The sequence below is a fragment of the Pseudophaeobacter sp. 1A16562 genome (assembly GCF_041008785.1).
Lineage (GTDB): Bacteria > Pseudomonadota > Alphaproteobacteria > Rhodobacterales > Rhodobacteraceae > Phycobacter > Phycobacter gallaeciensis_A.
In genome coordinates, this window is record NZ_JAXGFT010000003.1 from 198,318 (window position 1) to 210,994 (window position 12,677).

At 58.6% G+C, this 12,677-nt stretch carries 9 protein-coding genes and 1 pseudogene; 6 read left to right on the plus strand and 4 right to left on the minus strand.

Annotated features, from left to right (window positions below; translation table 11 throughout):
* Positions 1 to 27: 27 nt before the first annotated feature.
* The gene (locus SM764_RS05360; protein ID WP_368947852.1) at positions 28 to 933 is read right to left on the minus strand and encodes an OST-HTH/LOTUS domain-containing protein; all 906 of its coding nucleotides are present in this window, start codon (positions 931 to 933) and stop codon (positions 28 to 30) included.
* 362 nt (positions 934 to 1,295) lie between these two features.
* Positions 1,296 to 2,053, minus strand: a protein-coding gene (locus tag SM764_RS05365) for an IS5 family transposase (RefSeq protein ID WP_369001210.1) whose coding sequence is annotated in 2 segments (ribosomal slippage) — positions 1,296 to 1,729 and positions 1,729 to 2,053 — 759 coding nt in all. Because the reading frame shifts where the segments join, the coding sequence is not laid out codon by codon here.
* Between the two features lie 50 nt (positions 2,054 to 2,103).
* Here SM764_RS05365 and SM764_RS05370 point away from each other — a divergent pair.
* The 3 genes and pseudogenes from SM764_RS05370 to istB all read left to right on the plus strand — a co-directional run bounded on the left by SM764_RS05370 (position 2,104) and on the right by istB (position 5,681).
* Complete coding sequence (locus SM764_RS05370) at positions 2,104 to 3,228, plus strand: hypothetical protein (RefSeq protein WP_369001211.1); 1,125 nt, start codon at positions 2,104 to 2,106, stop codon at positions 3,226 to 3,228.
* A gap of 230 nt (positions 3,229 to 3,458) precedes the next feature.
* Complete coding sequence (gene istA, locus SM764_RS05375; protein ID WP_369001212.1) at positions 3,459 to 5,024, plus strand: IS21 family transposase; 1,566 nt, start codon at positions 3,459 to 3,461, stop codon at positions 5,022 to 5,024.
* Positions 4,954 to 5,681 (plus strand): annotated as a pseudogene (gene istB, locus SM764_RS05380) (IS21-like element ISPkr1 family helper ATPase IstB). Before istA ends, istB begins: the two are co-directional and overlap by 71 nt.
* Before the next feature lie 350 nt (positions 5,682 to 6,031).
* Here the strand turns inward: istB and SM764_RS05385 are convergent.
* Together SM764_RS05385 and trhO are read right to left on the minus strand one after the other, a co-directional pair.
* The gene (locus tag SM764_RS05385; protein WP_368947848.1) at positions 6,032 to 6,952 is read right to left on the minus strand and encodes a GAF domain-containing protein; all 921 of its coding nucleotides are present in this window, start codon (positions 6,950 to 6,952) and stop codon (positions 6,032 to 6,034) included.
* Between the two features lie 228 nt (positions 6,953 to 7,180).
* Positions 7,181 to 8,092, minus strand: coding sequence for an oxygen-dependent tRNA uridine(34) hydroxylase TrhO (gene trhO / locus SM764_RS05390; protein ID WP_368947847.1), 912 nt, complete (start codon positions 8,090 to 8,092; stop codon positions 7,181 to 7,183).
* 191 nt (positions 8,093 to 8,283) lie between these two features.
* Here trhO and pncA point away from each other — a divergent pair, with 191 nt between their 5' ends.
* The 3 genes from pncA (at position 8,284) to pncB (ending at position 12,587) form a co-directional block, all read left to right on the plus strand.
* Positions 8,284 to 8,889: a bifunctional nicotinamidase/pyrazinamidase gene (gene pncA / locus SM764_RS05395; protein WP_274829436.1), complete on the plus strand. Its 606-nt coding sequence runs from the start codon at positions 8,284 to 8,286 to the stop codon at positions 8,887 to 8,889.
* A 75-nt stretch (positions 8,890 to 8,964) separates the two neighbouring features.
* Positions 8,965 to 11,235, plus strand: coding sequence for a PAS domain-containing hybrid sensor histidine kinase/response regulator (locus SM764_RS05400; protein WP_369001213.1), 2,271 nt, complete (start codon positions 8,965 to 8,967; stop codon positions 11,233 to 11,235).
* A gap of 62 nt (positions 11,236 to 11,297) precedes the next feature.
* Positions 11,298 to 12,587: a nicotinate phosphoribosyltransferase gene (gene pncB / locus SM764_RS05405; RefSeq protein ID WP_274831632.1), complete on the plus strand. Its 1,290-nt coding sequence runs from the start codon at positions 11,298 to 11,300 to the stop codon at positions 12,585 to 12,587.
* The last annotated feature ends 90 nt before the right edge of the window (positions 12,588 to 12,677 follow it).

A 12,677-nucleotide genomic window follows, 5' to 3' on the forward strand; every position in this document is an offset into this window, starting at 1 on the left:
GCGGACGTTTGACGAGGCCAAAATCAGTTATCCTGAGATCCCGGACCTTGTCTTTTCCCGATACCAAGCAGCGCGTCGGCCATTCGGTTCAAGGTACCGAAGTTCGAAGATGGAAACCTCATGGATGACCTGCCGCCAACTTCTGCATCCATACTTCTCAGGGGATACAGATGAGTGACGGCGAGAAATCCAGGCGCCTGCCTCCTCGACGGGCGCCCAGCCATCGACAGCCAACGCGTTCAATGCTTCACGCAACAGGCGCACGATACCTGCGTTTTGGATGTCGATCTCGCTGAGCGGAGCGACGCCATAGATGTACCATTCTTGCATGACCTCTGACTTCAAGGCTCCTGCGAGTGCCGTCCGTGACCGGACCATGGTTTCAGCCCAATCCCTCAGTTGCGCGAGATTTTGCTCGATGCGGCTGTACGCGTCAAGCAAGGCATCTTGGGCGGTGCGGCATCCCTCAGCACTCCATAGATCATGCTGGTCGATGAAGTGGTGTACGAGGTTGTTCCGCAGCAGTACCAGTTCTTTGAGATCGTTCTCGATCTTAGCATAATCCACCTGTGACACGCCAAGTCTTATCCGCATTGAGAACCAGTCCGAGTTTTTCGGAGAACTGGCATCTTCCGTTTCTATAAGATCCTCGTCAGCGGGGAAAATGTAGGAACCAAGGAGGTCACCAACCACGGCCCCGAGCGTCTTGCGGGCCGTGTTGTCGTTTCTTGCGTCCTGAGCTTTCGTCAAGTCCTCGGCTGACCCCGAGATTTTATGATAGGCCGCCATGGCTTTGAGTTGCCGCTCATACTGCTGTAACCGCAGCATGCACCGTCCCAGCAGTCTCTGAACCTCGCGCTGATGCGCCTGAACTTCTACGTCATCTGAACCCGTCATGCAGAAACCCGGTGGCTGTTTGCTCCCATCAAGCATTTCTCGGTCCGGGATGCTACACGGTCCGTCAAATCTTTCGGCAAACAATCGTTCTCAGATGCCAAAACGGCCCTTAGCTGCCGTCTGTGAGGTTTCGTAGCGCTGCGGCGCAGCCTTCGGCAAGCGGACCTTGAGATTTGAGTGAGTGTCATCGGGTTTGGTTTGAGGATCCTTCCGGATGGTGTAGCGACGGTTCCTTTGGCGGGGAGCGCAAACGATGGTTGATCGGATCGAAAAGATTGAGGATGGCGAGGTAACGAAAACTGCAGAGAAATATCCCCGAGACGGGGGACGTTTCTTTGAGTGCTTCGAGCCTGGCCAGACAATGAACCCGATTTGGCTGAACACGCTAGGGTCAGGATTCATAACCAGTAAATGACGGTTTCAGCGAGGGCGATGGCTGAGAGGAATACCTTGGGACAGCGGTCATAGCGTGTCGCTACACGCCGCCAATCCTTGAGCCTGCCGAACATGATCTCGATGCGGTTACGTCGTTTGTATCGGCGCTTGTCGTATTTGACCGGGGGCTTGCGTTGCTTTCTGCCGGGGATGCAGGCGCGTATCCCTTTGTCTTTCAACGCGTCCCTGAACCAGTCGGCGTCATAGCCACGATCCCCGAGCAACCAGTCGACCTTTGGCAGGCTGCTGAGCAGCGCCCGCGCGCCGATGTAGTCGCTGACCTGGCCGGCGGTGACGAACAGTTTGAGCGGCCGCCCTTGGCTATCGCAGATGGCATGCAGTTTGGTGTTCATGCCGCCCTTGGTCCGACCGATCAGGCGTCCACGCCCCCCTTTTTCGCGGCCATGCTGGTCGCAGTGCGATGTGCCTTCAAATAGGTCGCGTCGATCATCACGGTCTTTTCCTCGCCGTGTTCGGCCGCCAGGCCGACCATCATCTGCGCGAAGATGCCTTTTTCGCTCCAACGCTTCCATCGGCTGTACAGCGTCTTGTGCGGACCATATTCCCGCGGCGCATCCCGCCAGCGCAACCCATTACGATTGATGAAGATAATCCCACTCAACACCCGTCTGTCATCAATCCGTGGCTTGCCGTGTGACTTCGGGAAGAAAGGGGCAAGTTTGGCCATCTTCTCGTCGGTCAGCCAGTAAAGGTCGCTCATGTCACCGCTCCGTTTTCCGAGCCGTGAATCACGCAGCGCGTTGAAAATCAATGCATCCTGACCCTAAACATCAGGCGATGAAAACGCTGGGCGTTAAGGTTTTTAAAAACAACCTAAAGCAATATTCATTCAATCAATTAATCATCCTTAGGTTTAGTTTTATGTCGAATATTTCTTCAGCGTCCACCGCTTTGTCTTTGCTGACCAATCCGGTTGCCAAACCCGCAAACGGCTTGGCAAACCAGAACGATGCAGGCGTATCCATCCAAGCAAAGTCTGGTAACATCGTGTCGACCGGGTCCCCATCGACCTCTGCATCATCCATTACTTCAGAAATGGTATCTTTTGCTAAAGCTGCCCGTACTGAAGCGGACGGCCTGCGGGACGGATCGCTTAGCCCATTTGACACCAAAGTCCTGAAGCCGGTGCGATCAGCCCATGCGCCAGAAGACAGTCGTCTCTTGCAGGACGGAGTTTTTGTAGGATCAAAGGCCGCATCTGAGGGGGGTAATGTGGTGATCGTTGATGCCAACTTCCCTGATCGTAGATCGGCCACAGCCAACGCTTATCATGCAGGCACTGCCCTGTTAGAGCAGAGTCAGACCCTTGTGAGGTATGACGCCATGCTCAAGTCCTCGCAGGAAAAAGCGGCAACTCTACAAGCCCAGCTTGACGCAGGAACCGGCGATGTTGAGCAACTCGCTGCTCTATTGAGAGGCCACCAAGACAGTATCGGCAGCTTGACTGAAATGCGTGCAGAAGCACAGCTTCAGGTGGATCGTGCGACTGCCTCTTTGTCACGGATGTTCAGTTTCACGGGCCAGGCCATTGCGACCAGCGAAGACGGTAGTTCCCAAGTTGCCGGGTTTACGATTTCCCACGGCACTCAGGGCAAAATTATGGAGGTATCGGCTGACGGTGACATCACCATGTTCGACAAGTCCGGCAAAGCCTACACCCGAGAAGGTTTCGCCGCTGCGAAGCCTGATGGCGTGATTCCCGGAATTCACAACGATCTGGTCCGCGAAGCGGATGCAGCGCGACCACTGCCTGAACGGTTTGCCCAAGCTTTGGGGAGAGTTGGAGCGGGACCGAGTGGCGAAAGCCAGGTCGCAATTCAGCGCACGATAGCGGTCGACATTTCGGATCTCCTGAAAATTGACATACGGATTTGAAAAGGGCAACGAGGCCATATCACGGCTTGATGCTTGCATCCTGACTGGGCCAAAGTGCTTTTGGGGTCATGCTGGCAGTCATTTCTGGCAGTGGGCAGATCATGGCGGAAGCACTGCCTGTGAACAGGCATGCAAAATTGACCCCGTAGCGGGGTGATCGGCGTCCAAAAATGACCCCCTTACACTGATGTGGATGATGCCCCCGAGGTCATCGGGGAGCACAGTGTGGGATGTTGGTTGTGGAGACGATTGCGAAGATCCGTCGGGCGTATTTTCAGGACAAGAAGTCAATCAAGCAGATCTGCCGGGAACTACGGGTTTCGCGGAATACGGTGCGGAAGGTGATCCGATCCGGCGTGACGAAGATGACGTATGAACGCACGATCCAGCCTCAGCCGAGGATCGGGCCATGGAAAGGCATGCTCGACGAGATGCTGGCGGCCAACGCCCGAAAGCCCAAGCGCGAGCGGCTGACCCGCATCCGCATCTTCGAGGAACTCCGGGCCCAAGGATATGATGGCGGCTATGATGCGGTCCGGCGATACGCGGCCACGTGGTCCAAGGAGGAACAGGAGGCCTCGGCTGCCTATGTGCCGCTGATCTTCGACCCAGGCGAGGCCTACCAGTTCGACTGGAGCCACGAGATTGTGGTGATCGATGGAGCGACGACAACCGTGAAGGTGGCGCATGTCCGGCTTTGCCACAGCCGGATGTTGTTCGCCCGGGCCTACCCGCGCGAGACGCAGGAGATGGTCTTCGACGCCCACGACAAGGCCTTCGCCTTCTGCGGCGGAGCCTGCGCGCGGGGCATCTACGACAACATGAAGACCGCGGTGAACACGATCTTCGTCGGCCGCGAGCGCGCCTACAACCGCCGGTTCCAGCAGATGTGCGGGCACTACTTGGTCGACCCGGTCGCCTGCACACCTGCCTCTGGCTGGGAGAAGGGACAAGTCGAGAACCAGGTTGGGGTTGTCAGGCGACGGTTCTTCGTGCCCAGACCGAAGTTCAAGAGCTATGCCGAGCTCAACGCCTGGCTCGAGGACCGCTGTGTGGCTTGGGCCAAGTCCCATCCGCATCCGGAACTGCGTGACCGGACAATCTGGGAATTATTCGAGGAAGAGCGCGCGAGCCTGGTGCCCTATGTCGGGCTTTTCGACGGCTTCCATGCCGTGCCGGCGTCCGTGTCGAAGACCTGTCTCGTTCGCTTCGACAAGAACCGCTACTCTGTGGATGGCCGCGCTGTTGGTCGCCCTGTCGAGATCCGCGCCTATGCCGGGCGGGTCGAGTTCTGGCAGGACGGCAAGATCGTGGGGCAACATGCCCGGTCCTTCGGCCGCGACAAAGCCATCTACGACCCGCTGCACTACATTCCGGTGCTGGCCCGCAAACCCGGTGCCCTCAGGAACGGAGCGCCGTTCAAGGACTGGGAGTTGCCGCCCGCGATCAGGCGAGTGCAGCGCAAGCTTGGCAAGGTGCCGAATGGTGACCGCCAGATGGTTCAGATCCTGAGCATGATCCCAACCGACGGGCTGGATGCCGTGGATGCTGCCTGTGCCGAAGCCCTGAACGAAGGGGCCCCCGCCGCCTCAGTCGTCATCAACATCTTGGCCCGGCATCGTGAACCGCCGCCGCCGTTGACCATTGATACGCCGGACGCGTTGCGACTGACCTGCCAGCCCGTGGACGATTGCCAACGTTACGACAGCCTCAGGAGACCCAACCATGGAAAGATCGCAGGTGCTGGACGCGATGAGCCAGCTAAAACTCTACGGCATGAAGGCCGCCTACGATGAGATCATCACCGCTGCGGTGAAGAGGCAGCATGAACCGCAGCAGATCGTCGGTGACCTGCTGAACGCCGAGATCAGCGAGAAGCAGGCGCGCTCGATCAAATACCGGATGACCATCGCCAAGCTGCCTCTGGCGAAAGAGATCGACGAGTTCAGCTTCGAGGGCACGCCTGTCAACGAGACGCTGGTGCGCGACCTGACCGCCGGGATTTCCTTGAACAGCAGCGCAATGTTGTGCTCATCGGCGGCACCGGGACCGGCAAATCCCACCTTGCTGTGAGCATCGCTCGGGCGTGCATCCGGCGAGGCAAACGAGGACGGTTCTTCAACGACGTGGACTTGGTGAACAAGCTTGATGCCGAAGCTCGTGCTGATCGGCAGGGGCGCACGGCTGACCTGCTGTACCGCCTCGACTTCTTAATCCTTGACGAGCTTGGCTACCTTCCTTTCGCGCAGACCGGCGGCCAGTTGCTGTTCCACCTCATCAGTCGTCTCTACGAGCGCACCTCGGTCATCGTGACTACCAATCTCGACTTCGGTGAATGGCCCTCCGTCTTTGGCGACGCCAAGATGACCACTGCGCTCCTCGACCGCCTTACCCACCATTGTGAGATCGTCGAAACCGGCAATGAGAGCTGGCGCTTCAAGACCAGGGAATAATCCAAGCCTCCCTGGCCCGATACGGCTGCGCTGTGTGGTGGCTACACCGCATCGGGCCAGCTACCCGAGGGCACAGCAGGGGGTCATTTTTGCACGCCGATAGAGGGTCAAGATTGCGTGCCGATTGACACGTTGACGGCGAGCGGCACGCGGGAAGCGCAACATTATGGGCAAATCGCGCAAGACTTTGGGCGGATAGTGCGCAAACTATTGGGCCTGAACCGACGATTTTCTTCAACGATCAAAAGCGGAATGCGCACGGTTACGCGGTGTCCTACATCCACAGAATTGCGTTCCGTCAGCCGGTCTATATGTCGGCTGACGAAGCCCGCGTGTCGCGGGGTGGGCGATCAGCTGATTTCGAGCAACTGGTTTGTCGCCTTTTCGATGCTCAGCTGCTGGGCAATCCAAGCCGCAAACATCTTGATCAGCTCCAGATCGCTGCTCTCAAAGGGCGTGCGCGGTTCTGATGAGGTGAAGTTGACCGTGCCGAACCGTTCGCCATCGACCACCAACGGTACCCCGATATAGGTTTCAAGAACAAACAGACTGTAACAGGGGTGGGGTGCGTCTCCGACCTCTTGAGCTGAGCTGCAGGCAATCGGGCCATTGGCCTCCATCGCGCGTGCGCAGCAGCAATCGGCGATCTTGAACCGGCTGCCGCGTTCGATTTCCGCGATCTGGGAATAGCTGTAGAGCACGGTGTAGTCTTCGCCGTGAACCCAGCTAACTAAAGCCGAATCCGTTTGAAAATGGGCGCAACCCATTTTGAGAATTTCACGGATCTTTTCATTGGTCTCAAGCTCTTGATCCGAAGAAACCTGATAGAGCCTGGCGAGCAATTCGTCAAAAGCGCGCGGTTTTGAAATGTCGCGGGTAATACCGAAATACCCCAGAACGACGCCACGGGAATCGCGAATTGGGCCACCTGTTGTTTCGCCTAAAAAGGTTTTTCCATTTGATCGCAAATAGTTGCTTTCGTAATTATGTTGCTCTGCGGATCCGGATGGATTGAAATGTGCCGCGCCGGCGGACAGGTAGCCTTCTTCAGTGGGGTAAAGAATGGCGGTGCTGTGGCCGACCATCTGATCGATGGTGTGGCCAAACATACTCAACGCGGCATTGTTGGCCCAGACGATGCGGCGGTTTTCATCCGCTACGATGACGGCTTCGGGCAGGTCGCGGAACAGGCTGGGGATCGATACTTTTCCAAGTTTAATATTGGCCGCTTCCTCTGGACGGTGCAGCAGCTCGGCTGAGCAATTGATCATCGAAATCACCTCATCTCAACATTTCTAAAATTGACTGTGCAAAATGGCACAAGCACCAGCGATCGAGCTTTGAAATACGCAAGCCTTGATAGGAGTCGCTGGCTACAATTAAATAAAATGAAAAAGTCGTGAAGAGAATGCAAGATTAAAATTCCACCAAGAGCGGTATCGTGGAGGAAACTATTCTGCTTTAAGGCTTATTTCTGAAGGTTTACAGAACGGTCCACCTTAAAGGGCAATCGTGCCCAGATGATCCGCCCCGCGCGCCCGGGCCAGTTGCATTTGCTTCTGCCGCTCCCGGAACCGGGCTTTGTCGGCCTCGCTGGTCTCATTGATGCACATATGACAGGAGACCCCGGCCTCGTACTCGGGGCGCGACTTGTCCTCGGGCAGCAGCGGGCGACGACAGCCGTGGCACAGCTCATGCGGACCTTCCTTCAGCCCGTGCCCGACAGAGACACGGTTGTCGAAGACAAAGCACTCCCCCTGCCAGCTGCTGTCCTGTTCCGGAACCTCTTCCAGATAACGCAGGATGCCGCCTTTGAGGTGGTAGACATCCTCTACGCCCTGACCCAGCAGGAAATTGGTGGACTTCTCGCAGCGGATCCCGCCGGTGCAGAACATCGCAACCCGCTTGTTGTGGAAACGGTCCTTGTTGGCCTCCCACCAAGCGGGGAATTCCCGGAAACTGCTGGTTTCGGGGTCGATCGCGCCTTCGAAAGTGCCAATCGCCACCTCGTAGTCATTGCGGGTGTCGATCACCACCACATCGTCCGAGCGAATCAGATCGTTCCAGTCTTCCGGCTCGACGTAGTTTCCGACGCGGGCCTTGGGGTCCACATCGGGCTGGCCCATGGTCACGATCTCTTTTTTCAGACGGACTTTCATCCGTCCAAAGGGCGCATCGGTGGCGGTCGCTTCTTTCCACTCCAGATTGCTGCATCCGGGCAGGGCGCGGATATGCGCCAGCACGGCATCGATCCCGGCGCGCGGGCCGGCAATTGTGCCGTTGATCCCCTCACGCGCCAGCAACAGAGAGCCTTTGACCTCCTGTCCGAGGCAGAGATCCAGCAACGGCCCCCGCAAAGCGTCGGGGTCGGAAAAGCGGGTGAAGTGATACAGGGCAGCGATGGTGTACATAGCCAGCCCTTTACACCAGAGTCCGAAAATCCTGCAAGACAGGCTGTCGTGACGGCCCGGCTTTTCAGCGTGGTAATTGGTCGCGTTGCCGATCAGGCAGCATGTCGGAATGCTTCGCCCCGCAGTGGGCGCGGGGATTGACGCAACAGATGCTGCGCCCTACGCCTTGTGAAACGAGACAGGATAGTTTCATGCCCAGTGCTTTGATCGTTATAGATGTTCAGAATGACTTTTGCTCTGGTGGTGCGCTTGCAGTGGCCGGCGGCGAAGAGGTCACCGCCCCGATCAACGCCATGATGGATCGCTATGATGCGGTCATCCTGACCCAGGACTGGCACCCGGCGGGACACTCCTCCTTTGCCTCCAGCCATCCCGGAGAATCTGCCTTTGGCGTGGTCGAGATGCCTTATGGACCGCAGGTTCTGTGGCCCGATCACTGTGTGCAGGGTACCCCCGGCGCTGCCTTTCACAAGGATCTGCGGCAGGACGGGGATCTGATCATCCGTAAAGGGTTTCGTGCGGCAGTGGACAGCTATTCGGCCTTTTTCGAGAACGACAAGACCACGCCGACCGGGCTTGAAGGATACCTGCGCAATCGGGACTTGATGGATCTGACGCTGGTAGGCCTGGCAACGGATTTCTGCGTTGCCTTCTCGGCGCTGGATGCCGCGCGGCTGGGATTTGATGTCCGGGTTGATCTCTCGGCCTGCCGTGCCATCGATCTGGAGGGATCGCTCAATACAGCCTTGAAGGACATGCAGGAGGCGGGTGTCCATTTGGGCCAGGGACCTGCTTAGTGTTTCTTAAAGGGAGTTTCGTTAATTCAAAGAGCGGATTGACACGCGCAAGGATAGACGATGAATGAGCAGCGCATGTCTGGTAATGGACCGCTGACAAGCCACTACCAGAAGTATAGCTCGGCCGGCTTGTTTGATCGCTATTCCAGAGGGCGCATCAAGGGTTTCAAGTCGCGCCTTGTGTTTGCGGTGCTGGTGTCCCTTGCGCTGGCCTATCTCATCTTGCCTGTTGTCGCTCTTCTCAGCTTTCTGGCGTCGATGCTCCCCGACCTTTTGGACTGCTGGTATCTGCATCAGGCCCGTAATCGCCTGCGCCGAGATGCCGCCGCTGAAAAACGGGTGCGGAGCGTCAGTTCCGTGACGGCAGCCCTTCACGGGATTGGCGTTGCGATCGCTGCCACGGCGCCGCTCTGGTCCGTTTATGTGGATGCAGGGTCGCCGGAGTTTTCGGAACGGCATGACCAGCTGTTTTCCATTGCCCTGCTGACCAGCGCGGCGATCAACGCAGGCTTGCTGTTTCCCTTCCACCGGATCGCGGTTTTCTTCCGTCTGGCGATCTATACGGCGACACCTATCCTTATACTTATCGTGCGGGGGCCGGTGCTGCGCGGTAGCAGCACGGACACGCAGCTTCATTTCGCCGGGCTTTTGGTATTCTTTGGCTCGCTGATTTGGCTGCTGACCTTTACCACGCGCGGTTTCCACCGCACCCGCAGCAGCCTGCTGGCCCAGGCCCTTCAGCGGCAGGAGTTGGAGACCGCCTATCAGCGCCTTTATGCGCAGCAACTTGAGACCCAGCGGCTGGCGCTGGTGGCCCGTCACGCCAATGACAGTGTCATGCTGATGGACAAGACCGGCAATATCATCTGGGTCAACGATGCCTTCACGCGGATCACGGGATGGCGCGCGGAAGAGGCGATCGGCCGTCAGCCCGGTGATCTTCTGAACCACCCGGACACCGACCCGGCGAGCCTTGACGTCATTGTCGAAGGGCGCAAGAGGGAGGAGCCCTTCAGGGTACAGGTGCTGAACCAGCGGCGGGACGGGAAAACGCTTTGGCTGGAGACCAATCAGGTGCCGATGCGGGACGATACCGGCGCCGTCACCACCTATATCGCGGTAGAACGCGATATCACCGAGTCCAAGGAATACGCCGCCAAGCTGGAAAAGGCCCGCCTCGCCGCCGAGGAAGGCGCGCGGGCAAAATCCGAATTCCTTGCCACCATGAGCCACGAAATCCGCACCCCCATGAACGGGGTGATCGGCATGGCGCAGCTGCTCGAAGACACCGACCTGGATGAAGATCAGAAGCTCTATGCGGATACCATCCTTAGCTCGGCCCGGACGTTGCTGGATTTGATCAACGATGTCCTTGACCTGTCCAAGCTGAACTCGGGCGAGGTGTCCCTTGATGCCGTGGATTTCAATGCCCGCCGCTGCTGTGAAAACACCATCCGCCTGCTGAAGTCGCAGGCCGATGCCAAGGGGTTGAAGCTGGTCTTTGAGTGCGATGATACCGTTCCGGCGTTGCTGAATGGCGATGACCGCAAGCTTGGCCAGATCCTGACCAATCTGGTTGGCAACGCCATCAAGTTCACCGAGACCGGCCAGGTCAAGGTCACGCTGATGGCGGAAAACAGCGACAGCGGCCGGGACATCACCATTCATGTCGCCGACACCGGGATCGGGATCAGCAAGGACATGCTGAGCAAGATCTTTGAACGGTTCTCGCAGGCAGACGCCGCCATCAGCCGCCGCTTTGGCGGCACCGGTCTGGGGCTTGCCATCTCGCGTCGCCTCGCAGTGGCCATGGGCGGGGAAATCACCGTCGCATCTGAGCCGGGGCAGGGATCCTGTTTCACGGTGCGCCTGCCCTTCCAGGAAGCGAAAGATCCTGCCGCCGCTGCCCAGCAGGCCTGTGGCGCCTCCGTTGTAGACGAAGAGGTGCCCGCGGCGCTGAACGGATTGCGCCTGCTGGTGGCGGAGGACAACAAGGTCAATCAGATCCTGGTCCAGAAGTTCCTCAAGGATTTCCCGGTGCAGATCGAACTGGCCGAGGATGGCGCCAGAGCGCTGGAACTGACCCAGTCTTTTCAGCCCGATATCATCCTGATGGATATGAGCATGCCGGTCATGGACGGTCTCGAAGCGACCCGGGCAATCCGGGCGTTGCAGATCCGCCAGCCGGTGATCATCGCCCTGACGGCCAACGCCTTTGACACCGACAAGGCCGATTGCCTGGCGGCGGGCATGGACGAATTCCTCACCAAACCGATCAACCGCAAACAATTGATCGATGTCCTGCTGACCCACGGGGGCCACAGACACAACCTGCGCGCAGGCTGATTTCCTTGCTCCGGGCGTGGGCCTGCCCTATCACGTTGTGAAACAACGGAGCGAGGCCGCCGGTGGATATTGCAACCCGCGTCTACAATCACAAATGGAAGATCGATCCGATCATCCGGTCATTGATTGATACTGATTTTTACAAGCTGCTGATGTGCCAGTCGGTGTTCCGCAGCAAGCCGGACACCCAGGTCACCTTTTCGCTGATCAATCGGTCGTCGCAGGTGCCGCTGGCCCGGCTCATCGACGAGGGCGAGCTGCGCGAACAGTTGGATCACATCCGGTCGCTGTCGCTGTCCCGCGGCGAAAGCACCTTCCTGCGCGGCAACACCTTCTACGGCAAACGCCAGATGTTCCGCCCCGATTTCATGGAGTGGTTCGAAGGCCTGCGTCTGCCGCCCTATCATCTGGAGCGCAAGGGTGATCAGTACGAGCTGACCTTCGAAGGCAAATGGCACGAGGTCATGCTGTGGGAGATCCCGGCGTTGGCGGTGCTGATGGAGCTGCGTTCGCGCGCGGTTCTGAACGACATGGGCCGGTTCGAATTGCAGGTCCTTTATGCCCGCGCCATGACCCGCGTGTGGGAAAAGATCGAAGCCCTGCGCAAGATCGACGGGCTGTCGATTGCCGATTTCGGCACCCGGCGGCGGCACGGCTTCCTGTGGCAGGACTGGTGTGTGCAGGCGATGATGGAGGGGCTGGGACCGAAGTTCACCGGGACCTCAAATTGCCTCATCGCCATGCGTCGCGAGGTTGAGGCGATCGGCACCAATGCGCATGAGCTGCCGATGGTCTATTCCGCCCTCGCCGAAACGGATGAGGATCTGGCCCGCGCGCCCTATGATGTGCTGTCGGATTGGCATGATGAACACGACGGCAACCTGCGCATCATCCTGCCCGACACCTATGGCACCAAGGGGTTCCTGGAGCACGCGCCGGACTGGCTGGCGGGTTGGACCGGGATCCGCATCGACAGCGGCGATCCCGCTGCGGGCGCCGAGGTCGCGATCAAATGGTGGCAGGACCGCGGGGAGGATCCGAAACAGAAACGGGTGATCTTTTCGGATGGGCTCGACGTGGACAAGATCGCCGAGCTGCACGCGCAGTTCGCGGGCCGGGTCAAGGTGTCCTTCGGCTGGGGCACCTTGCTGACCAATGATTTCCGGGGGCTGGTGCCGGATGACGCGCTGGCGCCGTTCTCTCTGGTCTGCAAGGCGGTCAGCGCCAATGGTCGCCCCACGGTGAAACTGTCGGACAATCCCGAAAAGGCGATGGGACCGGCGGATGAAGTCGCCCGTTACAAGCGGGTATTCGGCGTGGGCGAACAGGAACGCATCGACGTCATCGTCTGAAGCGCTTCTAACGGAGGCGGTGGCTCCCGCGCGGAAGGCTCGCATGGAGCATGCAAGTCTTCCCCTTGGGCCCCGCAGGCCGCGCCGAAG